Source organism: Actinomyces urinae, from assembly GCF_900119695.1.
Lineage (GTDB): Bacteria > Actinomycetota > Actinomycetes > Actinomycetales > Actinomycetaceae > Gleimia > Gleimia urinae.
In genome coordinates this window covers 1634120-1652625 of record NZ_LT632547.1, presented here as the reverse complement: position 1 = coordinate 1652625, position 18506 = coordinate 1634120, and the positions used below count along the sequence as shown (strand labels likewise).

General features: G+C 54.1%; 10 protein-coding genes and 3 rRNA genes. 4 read left to right on the top strand and 9 right to left on the bottom strand.

Annotated elements, in window-relative coordinates; all coding sequences use genetic code 11:
* Positions 1-65: 65 nt before the first annotated feature.
* The 3 genes from rrf to BQ7114_RS08750 form a co-directional block, all read right to left on the bottom strand.
* Positions 66-184: ribosomal RNA gene (rrf, locus tag BQ7114_RS08760) — 5S ribosomal RNA — on the bottom strand.
* 170 nt (positions 185-354) lie between these two features.
* Positions 355-3466 (bottom strand): 23S ribosomal RNA (locus BQ7114_RS08755).
* A 346-nt stretch (positions 3467-3812) separates the two neighbouring features.
* A 16S ribosomal RNA gene (locus BQ7114_RS08750) occupies positions 3813-5353 on the bottom strand.
* The 16S, 23S and 5S rRNA genes sit together here, the layout of an rRNA operon.
* Before the next feature lie 468 nt (positions 5354-5821).
* On the opposite strand from BQ7114_RS08750, the gene BQ7114_RS08745 reads away from it, so the two are divergent.
* Entirely contained in the window at positions 5822-7315 is a 1494-nt protein-coding gene (locus BQ7114_RS08745) for a DUF1846 domain-containing protein (RefSeq protein WP_072344605.1), read from the top strand.
* Positions 7316-7406: 91 nt separating this feature from the next.
* On the opposite strand, the gene gnpA is transcribed toward BQ7114_RS08745, so the two are convergent.
* From gnpA to BQ7114_RS08715, 6 genes are all read right to left on the bottom strand, one after another.
* Positions 7407-9560 carry a 1,3-beta-galactosyl-N-acetylhexosamine phosphorylase gene (gene gnpA, locus BQ7114_RS08740; RefSeq protein ID WP_072344602.1) on the bottom strand — a complete coding sequence of 718 codons (2154 nt, stop codon included), beginning with the start codon at positions 9558-9560 and terminating at the stop codon, positions 7407-7409.
* Positions 9557-11338, bottom strand: coding sequence for a family 20 glycosylhydrolase (locus BQ7114_RS08735; protein ID WP_072344599.1), 1782 nt, complete (start codon positions 11336-11338; stop codon positions 9557-9559). Before BQ7114_RS08735 ends, gnpA begins: the two co-directional genes overlap by 4 nt.
* A gap of 11 nt (positions 11339-11349) precedes the next feature.
* Positions 11350-12204, bottom strand: coding sequence for a carbohydrate ABC transporter permease (locus tag BQ7114_RS08730; RefSeq protein WP_230206032.1), 855 nt, complete (start codon positions 12202-12204; stop codon positions 11350-11352).
* An 80-nt stretch (positions 12205-12284) separates the two neighbouring features.
* Positions 12285-13247, bottom strand: a complete 963-nt coding sequence (locus tag BQ7114_RS08725) for a carbohydrate ABC transporter permease (RefSeq protein WP_072344593.1) — start codon at positions 13245-13247, stop codon at positions 12285-12287.
* Between the two features lie 135 nt (positions 13248-13382).
* Positions 13383-14711, bottom strand: a complete 1329-nt coding sequence (locus tag BQ7114_RS08720) for an ABC transporter substrate-binding protein (RefSeq protein WP_072344590.1) — start codon at positions 14709-14711, stop codon at positions 13383-13385.
* 28 nt (positions 14712-14739) lie between these two features.
* Entirely contained in the window at positions 14740-15531 is a 792-nt protein-coding gene (locus BQ7114_RS08715) for a DeoR/GlpR family DNA-binding transcription regulator (RefSeq protein ID WP_072344586.1), read from the bottom strand.
* A 203-nt stretch (positions 15532-15734) separates the two neighbouring features.
* Between BQ7114_RS08715 and BQ7114_RS08710 the strand changes: the two genes are divergently transcribed.
* From BQ7114_RS08710 to BQ7114_RS08700, 3 genes are read left to right on the top strand one after another with little or no spacing between them, the layout of a single operon-like run.
* Positions 15735-16622 carry an SIS domain-containing protein gene (locus BQ7114_RS08710; RefSeq protein ID WP_072344582.1) on the top strand — a complete coding sequence of 296 codons (888 nt, stop codon included), beginning with the start codon at positions 15735-15737 and terminating at the stop codon, positions 16620-16622.
* Between the two features lie 17 nt (positions 16623-16639).
* Positions 16640-17602: a 1-phosphofructokinase family hexose kinase gene (locus BQ7114_RS08705; RefSeq protein ID WP_195906746.1), complete on the top strand. Its 963-nt coding sequence runs from the start codon at positions 16640-16642 to the stop codon at positions 17600-17602.
* Positions 17602-18441: a class II fructose-bisphosphate aldolase gene (locus tag BQ7114_RS08700; RefSeq protein ID WP_072344575.1), complete on the top strand. Its 840-nt coding sequence runs from the start codon at positions 17602-17604 to the stop codon at positions 18439-18441. Before BQ7114_RS08705 ends, BQ7114_RS08700 begins: the two co-directional genes overlap by 1 nt.
* The last annotated feature ends 65 nt before the right edge of the window (positions 18442-18506 follow it).

Sequence of the window (18506 nt, the reverse complement as noted above, 5' to 3'; positions counted from 1 at the left end):
TGGGTGAATTGTTTTGAGGGGGCTGCTAACCGGCTTGGTTAGCAGCCCCCTCAAATTGAGTGTGGTAGCGGTGGTTTCCTACTCTCCCACACCCTACCAGGTGCAGTACCATCGGCGTTCACGGGCTTAGCTTCCAGGTTCGGAAAGGAATACTGGGCGTTTCCCCGTGGCTATGACCACCGCAAAAATATCAGCCAACCTGCCAAACACGCTAGTATTAACCAAAATGGTTTACCAGCAGTGTTCGCTGCACACACGCGGTTAGCGTTTACACGCCTTGGAGTGTGTGGGGTTGGTAGTGGTTTGCATAGTAGTTACGAGCAAACAGGATTCCTGTTTGTCATGTTGTTTGGTTGTTTTTAGTTGTTGACTATTAGTACCAGTAAGCTAAACACGTTACCATGCTTACACGCCTGGCCTATCAACCCAATCATCTATTGGGAGTCTCTCCCCCCAAACGGGGGTTGGAAACCTGGTCTTGAAGCAGGCTTCCCGCTTAGATGCTTTCAGCGGTTATCCTTCCCAAGCGTAGCTAACCAGCCATGCACCTGGCGGTACAACTGGCACACCAGAGGCTTGTCCGTCCCGGTCCTCTCGTACTAGGGACAGGCCTTCTCAAGTTTCCTACGCGCGCAGCGGATAGGGACCGAACTGTCTCACGACGTTCTAAACCCAGCTCGCGTACCGCTTTAATGGGCGAACAGCCCAACCCTTGGGACCGACTCCAGCCCCAGGATGCGACGAGCCGACATCGAGGTGCCAAACCATGCCGTCGATATGGACTCTTGGGCAAGATCAGCCTGTTATCCCCGGGGTACCTTTTATCCGTTGAGCGACCGCGTTTCCACGAACCACGGCCGGATCACTAGTTCCTGCTTTCGCACCTGCTCCACCCGTCAGTGTCACAGTCAAGCCTTCTTCTACACTTACACTCAACACCTGATTACCAACCAGGCTGAGAAGACCTTTGAGCGCCTCCGTTACCATTTAGGAGGCAACCGCCCCAGTTAAACTACCCACCAGGCACTGTCCCCAATCCGGATCACGGACCAAGGTTAGATAACCGTTTATATCAGAGTGGTATTTCAACAACGACTCCACCACCACTAGCGTAGCGGCTTCACAGTCTCCCACCTATCCTACACAAACACAACCGGCTACCAATACCAAGCTATAGTAAAGGTCCCGGGGTCTTTCCGTCCTGCTGCGCGAAACGAGCATCTTTACTCGTAATGCAATTTCACCGAGTTCATGGTCGAGACAGCGAAGAAGTCGTTACGCCATTCGTGCAGGTCGGAACTTACCCGACAAGGAATTTCGCTACCTTAGGATGGTTATAGTTACCACCGCCGTTTACTGGGGCTTAACTTCAAACCTTCACCCCAACAGGGGTTGAGCCTTCCGCTTAACCTTCCAGCACCGGGCAGGCGTCAGTGCGTATACATCGCCTTACAGCTTCGCACACACCTATGTTTTTAGTAAACAGTCGCTTCTTCCAAATCACTGCGACCACACCCAAACAAAAATACCAGAAAAACAGTATTGTCCGGGCCTGGTCCCCCTTATCCCGAAGTTACGGGGGCATTTTGCCGAGTTCCTTAACCATGATTCACTCGCACGCCTTAGTATACTCTACCTAACTACCTGAGTCGGTTTAGGGTACGGGCGGTTATTTCTCTAACGTCGAGGCTTTTCTAGACAGCACAGGCACACCAATAACCACCACACAAAATGGCAGTCCCATCAGCCCTCACCCTTGTCATTAAAGACAGCACACCGGATTTACCTAGCATGCAGGCCACAACCTTAGACTGGCACAACCACCGGCCAGCACCAGCTACCCTACTGCGTCACCCCTGTTAACACGCTTGCCTACCCAAGAAGGGACCCCAAGACCACTAGGAGGCAAAACCCGAAGGAATCACCACCATCACGGCGTTGGTTAGCACAACTTTGTCAGCACTGGACAAGAAAAAACCGGTACCAGAATATCAACTGGTCATCCATCGACTACGCCTGTCGGCCTCGCCTTAGGACCCGACTAACCCAGGGCGGATAAACCTTGCCCTGGAACCCTTAGTCAATCGGCGCGTGGGATTCTCACCCACCACTCGCTACTCATGCCTGCATTCTCACTCCCAACCAGTCCACAAACCCTCACAGGCCTGCTTCACCCCAATCAGGACGCTCCCCTACCCAGAAAAAACTTCTGCCATGGTTTCGGCGGTGTGCTTAAGCCCCGCTACATTGTCGGCGCGGAATCACTTGACCAGTGAGCTATTACGCACTCTTTCAAGGATGGCTGCTTCTAAGCCAACCTCCTGGTTGTCTATGCAACTCCACATCCTTTCCCACTCAGCACACCCTTAGGGGCCTTAACCGATGATCTGGGCTGTTTCCCTCTCGACTACGAAGCTTATCCCCCGCAGTCTCACTGCCCTGCAATTATCAATGGCATTCGGAGTTTAGCTGACGTCAGTAACCACAAAGGCCCATCAACCAACCAGTAGCTCTACCACCACAACAACACACGCAGAACGCTGCACCTAAATGCATTTCGGGGAGAACCAGCTATCACGGAGTTTGATTAGCCTTTCACCCCTACCCACAACTCATCCCCCCAGTTTTCAACCTAGGTGGGTACGGTCCTCCACGACCTTTTACAATCGCTTCAACCTGGCCATGGGTAGATCACCCCGCTTCGGGTCTAGAACACGCGACTAGCCGCCCACTTAAGACTCGCTTTCGCTACGACTACCCCACAAGGGTTAACCTCGCCACGCATCACTAACTCGCAGGCTCATTTTTCAATAGGCACGCCATCACCACAACCCCAAAAGGGCCGACCGGCTCTGACGGCTTAAAAGCGCTTGGTTTCAGGCACTATTTCACTCCCCTCCCGGGGTACTTTTCACCATTCCCTCACGGTACTATACGCTATCGGTCACCTAGAAGTATTCAGGCTTACCCAGTGGTCTGGGCAGATTCACAGCAGATTCCACGAGCCCGCTGCTACTTGGGAACACACTCAAGCAGAGTTGCATGAACCACCTACACGACTATCACGCCCTACGGTCAGCCATCCCAAACTGTTCAGCTCCACACAACCATTTATAACTACCCCCACCCCCGGCAGAGAATGGAAAAACACGCCCCAACAACCCCACATGCGCAACAGCTGCCGCCTTGACACGCACACAGTTTAGCCATCATCCGCTTTCGCTCGCCACTACTCACAGAATATCTCTTCCTGCAGGTACTAAGATGTTTCACTTCCCCACGTTCCCCCCACCACCCTATACATTCAAGCAGTGGTAACAGGCCACAAAACCTGTCAGGTTACCCCATTCGGAAACCCCCGGATCAACACTCGCTCGCCAACTCCCCAGGGAATATCGCAGGCCACAACGTCCTTCATCAGCTCTAGGCACCAAGGCATCCACCAAACGCCCACAAAAACTAAAAAACCCAACAAAACAAACAAAAAAGATGCTCGCAACCACTATACAAATCACCAACAACCCAACCACAACCACCAAACCACCACACACCAGCCAACAGCCAATGCAAACAAACAATGGAATAGTGGAAGGGCCAGACCAACAGTGTTAGCCATAAACCCGACAGCATGCCCCCAAACCAAACCACACAAAACCAGTGCAACCTGATCCAGAGTAAATCCTGCTTCATCCCAAAACAGTTCTGTTCTTGCAAAAACAATCCAAAAAACTAAGGAACAACCCAGAGGGCAGCACCACCAAAAACAGTGGAAACAACCACCAACCAGGCCCTTAAAAAAAGAAAATCCTTAGAAAGGAGGTGATCCAGCCGCACCTTCCGGTACGGCTACCTTGTTACGACTTCGTCCCAATCGCCAATCCCACCTTCGACCACTCCCCCCACTTTCGTGGTTAGGCCACGGGCTTCGGGTGTTACCAACTTTCGTGACGTGACGGGCGGTGTGTACAAGACCCGAGAACGTATTCACCGCAGCGTTGCTGATCTGCGATTACTAGCGACTCCACCTTCACGTAGTCGAGTTGCAGACTACGATCCGAACTGAGAACAGCTTTAAGGGATTAGCTCCACCTCACAGTATCGCAACCCTCTGTACCATCCATTGTAGCATGCGTGAAGCCCAAGACATAAGGGGCATGATGATTTGACGTCATCCCCACCTTCCTCCGAGTTAACCCCGGCAGTCTCTCGAGAGTCCCCAACCAAATGCTGGCAACACGAGACAAGGGTTGCGCTCGTTGCGGGACTTAACCCAACATCTCACGACACGAGCTGACGACAACCATGCACCACCTGCACACCAGCCAAAAAGGCCAGCATATCTCTACACTGTACCGGTGCATGTCAAGCCTTGGTAAGGTTCTTCGCGTTGCATCGAATTAATCCGCATGCTCCGCCGCTTGTGCGGGTCCCCGTCAATTCCTTTGAGTTTTAGCCTTGCGGCCGTACTCCCCAGGCGGGACACTTAATGCGTTAGCTACGGCGCAGAAACCACACGGCCCCCACACCTAGTGCCCAACGTTTACAGCATGGACTACCAGGGTATCTAATCCTGTTCGCTCCCCACGCTTTCGCTCCTCAGTGTCAGTAACGGCCCAGAGACCCGCCTTCGCCACCGGTGTTCCTCCTGATATCTGCGCATTCCACCGCTACACCAGGAATTCCAGTCTCCCCTACCGCACTCAAGCCTGCCCGTACCCACCGCAAGCCCATGGTTAAGCCACAGGATTTCACGACAGACGCGACAAACCACCTACAAGCCCTTTACGCCCAATAAATCCGGACAACGCTAGTACCCTACGTATTACCGCGGCTGCTGGCACGTAGTTAGCCGGTACTTCTTTACCAGTTCAAATCAACCACACCCAAAGCATGGCCTTTCAACCCAGCGAAAGAGGTTTACAACCCGAAGGCCTCCATCCCTCACGCGGCGTCGCTGCATCAGGCTTGCGCCCATTGTGCAAAATCCCCCACTGCTGCCTCCCGTAGGAGTCTGGGCCGTATCTCAGTCCCAGTGTGACCGCCCACCCTCTCAGGCCGGCTACCCGTCACCGCCTTGGTAGGCCATCACCCCACCAACAAGCTGATAGGCCGCGAGCCCATCCCCCACCAGACCAAACCATTTCCCACCAAAGCCATGCGACCAAAGCGGAATATCCTGTATTAGCCACACTTTCATGCGGTTATCCAAAAGAAGGGGGCAGGTTACTCACGTGTTACTCACCCGTTCGCCACTCTCACCAAAACGTAAAAAACGCCCTGGATCCCGTTCGACTTGCATGTGTTAAGCACGCCGCCAGCGTTCGTCCTGAGCCAGGATCAAACTCTCCAAACAAAAACAAAACAGAGAAAAACCAGAACCAACCCAAAAAACCAGGCCAGCCCAGCGATCCCAACCAAAAAACAAAAACAAAACAAAACAAAAATAAGGACAAAACAAAAAACACACTATCGAGTTCACAAACAACACCCACACGAAGCTGAACCCTCAATACTTTGGATTCTCGCTAAGGTGTCTTTCCGGATTTTTAACCGGACTTCCTAGTCTAATGTTTCTATCCGGCTTGTCAACTTAGTGACTTCGTTTTAGAAACTATCTAGGTTTCGTTCCTCCGCTTTCGCGGGGCAACGAATAGAAACTTTACACACGTGGATTTGCGGGGTCAAATCTATTCGCGGTGACTCCCACCACACCTACTTTTCCGCACGGTTACGGGGTATTAACTCCACCTCGCGTGCAGTAGAATAGGAAGGCGGTGATCCCCTAAGCGGCGCACACCAGCCGCACCACGAGAGGTAGTTTATGCACCGGCCATTCGGGTTTGACCGCAAGCGATACATCGAACTTCAGTCGAAGCACATTAACGAACGTCGAAACCAGATCGGCGGGAAGCTCTACCTTGAAATGGGTGGAAAACTTTTTGACGACTTCCATGCCTCTCGAGTACTTCCGGGCTTCACACCAGACAACAAGATCGCGATGCTCGAGACCTTTAAAGACCGCATCGAGATCCTCGTTACGATTAACGCCAAGAATCTTGAGCATACCAAGGTTCGCGCAGACACGGGGATCCCCTATGAGGAGGATGCGCTTCGCCTCATAGACGTGTTTCGCGAACGAGGCTTTCTTGTTGAGAACGTCGTCCTCACCCAAATGGATGAGGGAAACAAGGAAGCGAAAGCGTTCCGCACGCGCCTAGAAAAGCTCGGGCTTAAAGTTGCGCGGCATCGCACCATTAAAGGGTATCCGGCAGACATTGAGCACATCGTCTCACCCAAGGGATTTGGCCGCAATGATTTTATTGAAACCTCGCGAGACGTAATCGTTGTAACCGCCCCCGGACCCGGATCGGGCAAGCTTGCCACGTGCCTGTCGCAGATTTACCACGAATTCCAGCGGGGTAACCAAGCCGGATACGCCAAGTTTGAGACCTTCCCCATCTGGGATCTTCCACTCGACCATCCTGTGAACATGGCGTATGAGGCTGCCACTGCCGACCTCGACGATGTAAACATGATCGATCACTTCCACCTCGCCGCGTATGGCACGAGAGCGGTCAACTACAACCGCGACCTAGAAGTGTTCCCGCTACTCTCGGCGCTGCTTGAAAAGCTCACCGGGTCATGCCCCTACAAGTCGCCAACCGACATGGGTGTGAACATGGTTGGGAGCTGCATCAGCAACGATGATGTATGCCGTGAGGCCGCTAAGCAGGAAGTCATTCGTCGATACTTCAAGGCGCTCGTTGAAGAAAAGCGCGCCGGTACAGACAGTCACGAATCTGACCACATTGCCATCATCATGGGCAAGCTGGGCATAGACCGCAACTACCGACCCGTTGTACGCCCCGCCCTCGAAATTGAGCGCAAAACTAAGAATCCGGGTTCAGCCATCGAACTGCAGGACGGAACCATCGTTACCGGTAAAACGTCAGCCCTGCTGGGCCCGTCGGCCGCGATGCTCCTAAATGCGCTCAAACTACTCGCTGGGATTCCTCCGAAGATGCACCTGCTTGCGCCCGAATCCATCGAGCCCATTCAAAAGCTAAAAACGGAGCACCTTGGGTCTCGCAACCCGCGGCTACACACCGATGAAGTACTCATCGCACTATCGGTTTCAGCAAACACCAATGAGTATGCGCGCCGCGCCCTCGAACAACTACAAGCGCTCCAAGGTTGCGACGTACACACCACCACGATCCTAGGTTCTGTTGACGAGGGGATCTTCAGGAACCTAGGGATTAATGTGACGTGTGAACCGAAATATTGGCGCAAGGGCGTCTACCAAAAGCGGTAAAAGCCTAAGGTTTAGGCGCTCGGCGCCAAAGCCATGAGGCCACACACTGAGGGGGACATGCTTGTGAAATGTCCCCCTCATCGCTCCCGCATTAGATCTCGTACCAGCGGATCTCGTTAGCCTGCATATCGATGTCGAATGAAGATCCATCATCTAGGTAAATCGTGGTGAATTGGGGTTTGTAAGTGTTATTCACCGCGCAATACTTACCGTTTTGCGGGTAAGCGTGTACCTCTACGTTCACGTTGGAAGAGAACCATCGATGTAATTCCGACTCGCTACTCGCCGCCCATAGAATTGCGCGGTACAGCAGGCGGGAGTTCTCGGCCGAATACGGCAAGCCAGAAATGTACACCGTTCTACCGTTGCCATAACTGTTGGTCGCCAGCTGCACTTCCTTATCGTGTTGCACTAGAATCTGGGCGCCCTCCAGTGCGAACACCGACTTCTTGCCTTCCCCAAAGTCAACGTCACTCTCGACGTCCTCCAAAATGAAGTGATCGCGACACTCATTCCAGTTGTACTTGTCGTAGTTCAGAGTGAAGCCAGTTTCTTTCTCAACGCCCAGTGCGGCCGCGAGCTGGAAGAAACGTCCCTGATACTGGTGTGCTGAAGGCTCACCCACGCCAATAAAACCGCCGCCATTCATAATGAACTTGCGGATCGTCGTTGAAATCTGTGGATCCTCCCAGCGGAATCCGCCCGTGTGAGCTGTATCAGCATCGCCCACATTAATAATCACGTCAATGTCGTCGAGCACTGACGCATCCGCCTTCACATCGTCAAACGAAATGAAGCGGACATCGAATGGAGCGCCCGACAGCGCCTCAATCAAGCCTGCGTATGAGTAGTTCTGCTTCTGGTATAACGCATGGTGAACCATGTGGTTACCCCACGCGCGCATCTTGCCCCAAGAGTTGAGCACCGCAACCGTCTTGATCGTGAACGGCGTGGTACCCGCAACGTTCGCGTACAGTTCACGGAACTCGTTCGCAACCGACTCCACGTACTCTACGAACTTCGGGAACTGGTATGCGAGCTTCAAGTATCCGCCATAACCAATGCGATCAATCGGTTTACGCAAAATCGCGCGGCGCGCGGTAACCCAGTTTTCCTTAGCCTCGATAACCGGATCCGCGCCCTCGTAGAACGAATCTGGGAAGAAGTACGGCAGGAAGCGACCTTCCGTGTACTTACAGCCCTCAATATCAGAAATGAGGCGCAGCGTAGAACCGTTGCCAACCGAGCCCACAACCGCGTCAACACCAGCATTTTGAAACTCCGGCATGAATGGCTCCATGCCAATCCAATGGTCTCCAAGAAACATCATTGCCTCAACGCCGGCCTCGTGACAGATATCTGTCATCTCTCGAGCCAATGCCGTCACCTGGCGGCGCTGGAACGCCTGGAAATCCTGAAACTCTTTAGACGGAATACGGTACTGGTTGTTGTAGTAGCCCTGGTCGATGATGAACTCGGGACGGAACTTATAGCCGACCTCTTCTTCGAATTGCTCCAAAATATAAGGGCTTACCGACGACGAATAGCCGTACCAATCCACGTACTTCTCACGCTTCAGCTCATCAAAAACCAGCGTGAACTGGTGGAAAAACGTGGTGAACCGGATCACGTCAACGTGTGGGTTCTGCTTAATGAACTTACGTAGGCGCTCCAACGACCAAGCGTGCGTTTTGGGCTGACGCACATCGAACGTTATCTGGTGTTCGAAATCCTTCCATTCGTTCACCACCGCGTTGTACATGTGCACTGGATCCCAAATCAAGTACGCCAGGAAACTCACAGTGTACTCGTGGTATGCGGTAGGCGTCGCGATGACTACCTCGCCCGACTCCTCATCGTAATACCACTCGGCAGGATCAAGCGGTTGTCCGGTGGTGCGATCAACGACCTCCCACCAGCGCTTAATGTCATCGCGCGTGTTCGGCTGCATAAGCTCCGGACTGATTCCCTTCATCAGCTTGATTCGCAACTCTTGCTCACCAGCCGTATGAAAAGCAGTCATGATGTATGACTGTTGCACCTCGTCAGGGTTCGCTTTTGCCCACTCGTTATCTTTACGAGTGGTGTAGTAAGTCTTGTAGATCTTCGCATCAACGTCTCGCAACTGTGCAGGGAACTCTGTCCCGTCCGCGTCGCGCACAGCATCCGCACCCCAACGTTCGATAAGTTCAAGCGTTTCTGGCACAACATCAAGATCGGTGGGAATAGTTAGACGGCCTTTCACGGTAACTCCTTCACAAGCTTTAGATCAATGGTTTTGCCTTCGGGAGCGCGAACTTGGACACCCGATTCATCTTCTGAAAGTTCAAGTTGGCTAAGCGCCGCGCGAATAATCACCCGCGCCTCATTGGTGGCCTCGTTCGTACCTGACGGCTCACCCGCAACCGTCACCTGCCATTTTTGACAGTTGTATTCGTACAGTTCACTCTCCACCTCGCGAATCGTCTGATTCCAAGGCTTGCCGTCTTGCGCCGGCGGAATTTCAGAGAAAGTATGCCGCGTCGCCGCAGCGGCCTCCACACCGCTCGGGTCCACATCGTCTCTTAGTTCAAGCTCGGCGCCCTCTTCCATGATGACTCCGAGCATGCACCTACCGGATCGAAGCGACAAGAGCTTAGAGTCCGTGACCCGTTGCAGACGAAAATACCCGTCGGGTGTTGGCAGAAATCGCCATGTCTCACCGATCCCACTCAACGCGGGTATTTCCCAAATTCTGTTAGATAAGAATGCAGGCAATTCTGGTTGCTCTTGCACCACCACCTGGTCGATTACCTGTAACGCATCACTCCACTGCGGCCATGGGTAGGTGTGGCTCCAGCCATTTTGCGCCACTAGGGAAAGACCGGGACGCACCTCCTCGATGACTTCATTCTCGGTTTGTATCCACGCCCGATCTGGCCAGATAGATGCGCGTAGTCCGAGCACATTAGAGTGGTATACCTGCTCCCCCGTCGCGAAAGAATCAACCGTACGCGTAACGTACTTTTCTTCCGGATCCATGCACATCATTTCAGAACGCGACCAGTACAAATGCTCAGAAACATTCAGTACTTCAAAACCTGCATCGAGGAGCTCGCCAACTCGGTACCCACGATCTTGCCAATACTCCACCACGATGTCCTGGGCAAGCGCCACCTTTGTCGGTTTCAAAGAGTCATTCCAAATGCGTAGGCGCTTGCCTCGCTGCGCCAGTTGCTGCGCGACCTCGTTAATGAAATGCACGTATAGGTCTTGCGGCTGCGCGTCAGCCCCCAATAGTTCTTGTGCACGCTCACGAATCTGAGGGAAATCGTCAAAAGTCACGCCAGCGTGTTCAAACTCATCCGCCCCCATGTGCCACAACGAGGACGTGAACACATCCGCATATTTATCCACCATCGCCATGTAAAACTCGAGTGCCTGTGGCCTGGTGAAATCCAAGCGCTCCAGATCTGGCTTGCCATCACGAACCAGCGCCATCTCGGGCACGTGACGCAAATATGTCTCCATATGTGAGGGGGCGTTCACCTGCGGAATAACCTCAATATGGTTAATGCGGGCCTGTTCAACTATCCAACGCACTTCTTCTGCACGCCAGTATGGCCACTGCGATCCTTTTTCGGCAATATTCACTTCGAGCAACAGCTGATTCAACCTCAGCGAACGCATCAGGCGGAGCAGTTCGGTCAGGAACGGCCTCGAAAAAACAAGCGTGGACGCCGAAAGCGTTACTCCCCTCTCCCTATAAAAGGGTGTTGAAATCACACGCCCGCAGTCTAGCGAGTTTTCTTCAGCTAGTTTTGCAACCCTTACCAGGTTTTCAAGTGCATCCTGGCCGTAGTCTGCTCCCGCCTGCGAAGCAGCAATAATCACCGCCTCGGAAGCAGAAACTATCAGTTCGAAACCTTCACGGCCCAGATCGTCCCTAGTCGAGTCCAGGTGCACGCTACGCGTACCATCGACCGGCCAACGACCTCTGGCGTACTGCACGCCCTCGAAGCTAGGGACGACACTTGGCCACATAGTGTTTCCTTCTACTCCTTCACCGAACCAGCGGCAAGGCCGGCCTGCCAGAAGCGCTGCAAGCTGAGGAACAGGATCATCACGGGAATGATGCCAAAGAATGCGGCCATCATCAGCACGCCATTTTCGTTAAACAGAGCGTAAGAGATCATGCCATAGAGGCCAAGCGTTACAGGCTTCAAAGAGTCCGATGAGATCATCATCAAGGGCAACAGGAAGTTGTTCCACGTTGCGACGAACATGAACAGGAAGATTGTCACCATTGCGGGCGCGAGTACGCGCAGAACAATCGTGAAGAAGATCCGCGCTTCACTTGCACCGTCGATGCGCGCTGCTTCAAGGAGCTCCTTGGGAACGGAGTTATCGGAGTAAACCCGGCCGAGGAAGAAGCCGAACGGGGAAACACACGCCGGGATGATCATCGACCACATGGTGTTATCCAATCCAACCGACTGGAAGATAGCATACTGCGGGATTGTCATAAGGGCGGCAGGCATCAGCAGTGCCGCCATAACCACACCGATCGTGAAGTTCTTGCCGCGGAACTCAAACTTAGACGTTGCGTAACCTGCCATCACTGACACGATCGTGCCAATCGTGGCCGCAACCGTCGAGTAAAGGATCGAGTTGCCTACCCAGCGCCAGAAGAATCCCCTGGTTAGGCCGATAAGCTTCTCATAGTTACGCGCGATCATCTCCGGTAGGTCCGAGAAGGGAACCGCGAACCACAGGCCATTAGAAGAAACAATCTGGCCCGGCGTCTTCGTTGATGTGACAATCATCCAGTAGATTGGAAAAACGAAGTAGATGAACGAAAGTACCAAAATAGCGATGGTAAGGATTCTTACCCCGGTCGATGCGTGCATCGACTTAGGCGGCTCGTACTTCGGTTCTTTCCTGCGCTTGGGTTTAGTGGCGTTCTTAGCTTTAGTTGCTACTGCCGTGCTCATTTGTTCAACTTCCTTTCAGCCAAGAAGTAGCCCACTGCTAGAACACCAGCAATCAGAGCCATAACAATCGAAATCGCGGATGCAGGACCCGGACCTTGGGGGCTCAAACTGCCCTTCATAGTATTCAATGCCATCATCATCGGCGTAAACGCGTTGCTAATACCAGGATCGGCAGTCTGCATAATCTGCGGCTCGTTGAACAGCTGGATCGTTCCAACGATCGAAAGAAGCATGGCCAACAGCGCAGCGCCGCGAACATTTGGAATCTTGATCTTCGTAGCGATCTGGAAACCACTTGCACCGTCGAGTCTTGCAGCCTCATACAAGTCATGCGGGATCGCTTGCAAGGCCGCGAGGAAGATCAGCATGTTGTAGCCCGTGAATGTCCACGTCGTAATGTTCGCCATCGACAAAATGTTCCAACCATCGGCGAAGAAGTCCACAGGAACGCCGAGACTGTGCAGGAATTTCACCAGTGGGGAAAGCGTGGGGTTGTAGAGATAAACCCAAATGATCGCAGCCGCGACGCCAGGGATTGCGTAAGGCAAAAAGTAGCTGAGACGGAAACCCGAAATATGTTTGAGGATGAAGGAATCAACCAATAGCGCAAGAAGAAGCGCGAAGCCAATCATGAACGGAACCTGCAAAATGGTGTAGAGAATCACCCGGCCGATGCCATTCCAGAAGTCAGTTGAAGTGAGTACGAACGCGTAGTTCGAAAAGCCAGCAAAAACGGTTTCGCGCTCACCGCCGCCGAACGCTCCCGAGCCAGTCACCCGTTGTGTTGTTAGAGATGCGTAGATCGCGTAGAGAATAGGGAAAACGAAAACTAGACCGAAGAGGATCAGAAAAGGAGACATGAATATCCAGCCGGTGCGCGCCTCTTCACGCTCACGCTGACTGCGCTTATGTTCCTTTGGATTTGTATGCTTTGTCGCCCCGAATGTTGAGGAAACCATCAATTGCCCCTAGGTCAGAAGGTTCAAGAAAACTGCAGGGTACCCCGAAGCAGGGTGCCTTGAAAGGGAATAGTCGCGGCGCCGACAAGTGCGGTGCACCTATCGGCGCCGCGAGAGATGAGTATCGTAGAACGACTACTCGGTTAGCGGCAGTCCGAGGTCCTTCAGGGTCGAGATCGCGGTCTTTTGCGTGATATCGATTACCTGCTGGACAGTGCCCGTGCCATTAGCTGCAGCAGCTGCCGGCTCAGCAGTGGCTGCGGAAACCGCCGGCCAGCCCGGGATGTAGACGAGCTTGTCACTCATGTGCTCGTTAGCCGCCGCGAAGACCTTCATCGGATCCTCTCCACCGGCGAAGAAGCCCGCATAGTTCTCCGGAGTAGCCGGGGTAGCGGTGGTAGCAGCAAGAACGAGACCCTGGGTAGCAAGGTCATCCACCTGCGTGTTGAACCAGTTGTTGAACTCCATAGCCTCAGCCGGGTGTTCACAGCCCTTAATAACTGCAACGCCAGAGCCACCGTCCGGACCAGTCATGCCTTTGTTACCGAACCAGTCCGGCATCTCAATAACAGCCCACTTACCAGCGTTCGGAGAGCCTTCGCCGGCCGGAGCAATGAGGGCGCCTTCCCAAGCAGCACCGATGGTGCCAATAAGGGTGCCGTCAGCAACCTTTGCGGACCAAGCGTCATCCCAACGCGGTGTGGTCAGGACAGATCCGTCGTCGAGAAGCTTCTGCCAGGTGTCAACAACCTTCTTGGTGCCTTCACCACCCAGGTCCACCTTCCAGGAACCATCCTCGATCGTAAACCAGGAATCACCCGAAGCAGCGCCAAAAGCGGAGAACATATTGCCGAACTCATCCGGTTGGAAGGACAGGATGTACTTACCCTTCTCAGCAGCAGCCTTAGCCGCTGAGATCAGCTCGTCAGTAGTCTTAGGTACCTCGAGGCCAAGCTCCTCGAATGCAGCCGCGTCGTAGTAGTAAACGAGGGGGCCAACATCCTGAGGCAGGCCGAAGGACTTGCCATCAGCGCTCATTAGCGACACCGGACCGTCAGCAAAGTTCGAAGCGTACTTCTCAGCTTCGGAGGTCACGTCCTCCAACATGCCCTTCACGTACAGCTGGGTGATCTCACCGTAGCCAACCTGAGCGAGGCAAGGAGCATTGTTAGCATTAACGTCCGTCTCGATCCTCTGGATCAGATCAGATGCCGCACCGTCGAACTTGGTTGCAGTAACCTGAATGTCAGGGTGCTCCTCGTTCCACTTAGCTACAATGTCAGCCACCTTAGTCATGCCTTCATCGTCGGGAAGGCGGTGAATGTACTGAATCTCGATCGGCTCGCCGCCGTCTTTTGCCTCCGGGGCTTTGCCAGAGTCACCGCAAGCTGCTAGAGAGCCAGCTGCCAGGGCAAAACCGGCAGCTAGCAGGCTAGCGTTGCGTATTTTTCTCATATCGGACATAAGCTTCCTCCTTTGGAGCTCGTTATTGTCACTTATTTCCAACTTGAATAACTTCAATGCCTTCCAAACGAAGCGTCTTCAACACGGCTTCGTCAGCGCCTTGATCCGTAATCAACATGCTGACAGCCGACAATGGAGCAATACGTGCGAACGCGCGTTCACCCACCTTTGTTGAATCCGCCACGACTATTACGCGACTAGCGGCAGCCACGAGAGCAGCATTTACCTTTGCCTCACCCTCGTGATTGGCGTAGACGCCAGTTAGATCCATACCGTCTACGCCCAAGAAAAGGGTGTCGATATTGATCTGTTCCAGGACCACATCTGCAAGCGGACCAATTAGTTCGTAAGAACGCGACCTAACCGTGCCGCCAGTTGCGACCACGCGAATCCGCGGACGAATAACGAGATCATTGGCTATGTTGATCGCATTAGTGACCACAACTACTCCGCGATTGGCGAATTCGTCATCACTGCTAACCAGTACGCCCAGCTCGTAAGCAGCGAGCGTGGTCGTCGTTCCACCGTTGAACCCAACGACGTCTCCGGGCCGAATATGCTTCAAAACCTCAGCGGAAATATCCGCCTTCTCTTGAGGCTTTCTTACCGCCCGGTAACGCTGAGGTAATTCTCCAGCAGAGGCGTTAATTTCCGCCCCTCCCCTTGTACGAGAAATGAGCTGCTGTTCAGCGAGTGTCGAGAGGTCGCGCCTAACAGTTGCCGGAGAAACGCCTAGCTCTTCCACCGCGTCTTCTACAGTGATAGACCCACGCGCTAGAACCATATCCGCAAGCGCAGATAAACGTTCTTGACGGCTCATGTTAACCTCCTCGTCGCATTCGCCCGGCACAAGTGTGCTGTAAAACCGCATCGTCTGAAAAAATGTTACACCTAACAAAAAGCTGACGAAACGATTGAAGATGATTGTTATCGTGTGGTTATAATCAGATTAAATCATGAACTTGCGGTTTTAGCGTAATTTCCGTCACAAATACGGATATCGTCACGAAGGAGCAAATCTCAATGAGCAAAACTATTGCCGAAATCAACAGCCAACCAGAAGTCTGGGCAAAGGCGGTTGCACTTGCGCACGAGGTAGGTGAACTTATCGAAGACGGCGCAAAACTAGCCGTAGTCGGTTGTGGAACCTCTTGGTTCATCGCCCAGGCATACACGCGCATGCGAGAAACCATGGGCAAGGGCCTTTCGGACTCCTTTACCGCAACCGAGTTCCCCATCGAGCGTGACTACGACCGCGTTGTCTGCTTGTCGCGCTCGGGCACCACCTCGGAAATCATTGACATCATGAAGCGCCTCCAAGACGCAGGCCGCCCCGCAGTACTCATCACCGCCGTTGGGGAGGGGCCGGCTAGCCCGTACGCCGACTTCGAGGTAGTACTAGACTTCGCCGACGAGGAATCCGTTGTACAGACCCGCTTTGCCACCTCTGCGCTCGCTTTCTTCCGCGCCACGCTCGGCGACGACGTTGAAACCGCGATCGCGGACGCCAAAACAGCAGTCGAGTTCGAAATCCCGAACTCCTGGGTTAAAGCCACGCAGATTTCGTTCCTCGGCACCGGATGGACTATCGGCCTCGCAAACGAAGCTGGACTGAAACTACGTGAAGCAAGCCAGTCTTGGACCGAAGCCTACCCTGCTATGGAATACCGTCACGGTCCGATCTCAATTGCAGAGCCCGGCCGCCTTGTATGGGTATTTGGCAAGGCCCCACACGGCATGCCTGCACAGATCGCTGCAACCGGGGCTGAACTCCACGAAAGTGAACTGGACCCGATGGCCGACCTCATCATCGCGCAGCGCGTTGCAGTTGCCAGGGCTGAAGCCAAGGGCCTAAATCCGGACACGCCGCGCAACCTCACTCGTTCCGTGATCCTCGACGAGGACAACTAAGGTAACTGGAGACCATCGTGAACGTGTGGACGCTAACCCCTAATCCGGCACTCGACTTTACCTATCGGATTTCGGAGCTGACCGTTGGCGTCCCACACCGGATCACCAACACCACAGTACGTCCGGGCGGTAAGGGCGTGAACGTGAGTCGCGTCCTTGCCAGCCTCGGCATACCAACCACTGCAACAGGCTTCCTCGGCGGCGCAAACGGAGCTCGGTTTGAATCGCTCCTGCGGGCCGTCGACCGAGCTGACCTCATCGGTACCCAGTTTCAAAGGACGACGTTCGAAACGCGCATTAGCATTGCCGTCGTTGACGACAACTTCGACGCAACCGTGCTCAACGAAGCGGGTGAAACCCCAACCGATAACCATTGGGACGCGCTCCTTGAGCGCCTGCGAGAAGGTCTGAAACCCGGCGACGTCCTCGCCTGTTGCGGCTCGTTCCCCGGCTCATCCAACCCAGAATGGATGACCAAAATCGTTGAAACAGCGCACTCTCGCAACGCACTAGTACTAGTTGATGCCACCGGACAGGTACTGAAAAACGCGTGCGAGGCCGGCGTCGACCTCGTCAAACCCAACGACCTCGAACTAAGAGAAACCACCGGCAAGCCCACAGTGATTGAAGGAGCACACGAACTCCTACGCCGAGGCGTTGGCATCGTCATCACGTCTGAAGGCGCGAAAGGAATGAGCATTCACGGGCCCGACGGCTCCTACCACGCGGCCCCTGCGCGTCACATCGAAGGCAACCCAACGGGAGCGGGCGACGCGTCCGTCGCCGCCTGGTGCGCATACATCACCGGCGCCCTCGACAGTGAAGCTCCTGCAGTGCCGTTACAGGCCAGCGACTTGAAGGCCGGACTGCCCTATGCCGTTGCCCTATCGGGCGCCGCCGTAGCGATGCCCGTTGCCGGCGAAGTTGACCTCACCATCTACAATCAAATGAAAACCGAAATCGAAGTGGAGACCCTCTAATGCCACTAGTAGATATCCGCAAGATGGCAGCCAAGGCTGCCGTTGAAAAAACCGGTCTGGGCGCCTTCAACGTGGTACTACTCGAGTTCGCACACGCTGAAGTTGAAGCTGCTGAAAGCTGCGGCCTACCCGTCATCCTTCAGCTGTCCGAAAACGCAATCAAATACCATGGCGGGCACATTGCCCCCATCGGGAAAGCCATGCTCGCAATCGCGGAACAGGCAAGCGTTCCGGTAGCCGTTCATCTAGACCACGCTGAGTCCGTGGACCTCTGCCGCGAGGCCGTGGACCTCGGCTTCAACTCTGTGATGTACGACGGTTCGAAACTCGAAGACCTCGAAAACCGCAAGAGCACCGCAACAGTAGTTGAGTTCTGCCACGCTGCAGGCGTCGCGGTTGAGGCTGAACTTGGCGAGGTAGGAGGTAAGGACGGCGTACACAGTCCCACCGCCCGCACCAACCCCGAAGATGCCGCCAAATTCGTAGCCGACACCGGTGTCGACCTCCTGGCTGTTGCTGTTGGTTCATCCCACGCGATGACGGAACGCTCCGCAGTGCTAGACACCGACCTCATCAGCCGCCTCCGCGACGCTGTGCCCGTGCCCCTCGTACTGCACGGATCTTCCGGAGTATCCGACGATGGGATGGTTGCCGCGATAGAGGCAGGCATGACCAAGATCAACGTGTCCACCCACCTCAATGTGGGATTCACGTCCGTTGTGCGCGAAATACTTGCCGCCAACGATAAACTAGTCGACCCGCGCAAATACATTGGCCCTGGCCGGGAGAATGTGCGAAACGAAGTAGCACGCCTGCTCAACCTGTACGCTCGCAGGTAGACTAGGCTGGCAAGAGGTGGGTCACTCTATCTTGAGTGGCCCGCCAACCACATAGAAAGCAGATT

Bases quoted from the DNA above. Each gene is read 5' to 3' on its own strand.
- BQ7114_RS08700 (WP_072344575.1), top strand. From the start codon at position 17,602: ATGCCACTAGTAGATATCCGCAAGATGGCAGCCAAGGCTGCCGTTGAA.
- BQ7114_RS08745 (WP_072344605.1), top strand. From the start codon at position 5,822: ATGCACCGGCCATTCGGGTTTGACCGCAAGCGATACATCGAACTTCAG.
- BQ7114_RS08710 (WP_072344582.1), top strand. From the start codon at position 15,735: ATGAGCAAAACTATTGCCGAAATCAACAGCCAACCAGAAGTCTGGGCA.
- BQ7114_RS08715 (WP_072344586.1), bottom strand. From the start codon at position 15,531: ATGAGCCGTCAAGAACGTTTATCTGCGCTTGCGGATATGGTTCTAGCG.
- BQ7114_RS08735 (WP_072344599.1), bottom strand. From the start codon at position 11,338: ATGTGGCCAAGTGTCGTCCCTAGCTTCGAGGGCGTGCAGTACGCCAGA.
- BQ7114_RS08730 (WP_230206032.1), bottom strand. From the start codon at position 12,204: ATGCACGCATCGACCGGGGTAAGAATCCTTACCATCGCTATTTTGGTA.
- BQ7114_RS08725 (WP_072344593.1), bottom strand. From the start codon at position 13,247: ATGGTTTCCTCAACATTCGGGGCGACAAAGCATACAAATCCAAAGGAA.
- BQ7114_RS08720 (WP_072344590.1), bottom strand. From the start codon at position 14,711: ATGTCCGATATGAGAAAAATACGCAACGCTAGCCTGCTAGCTGCCGGT.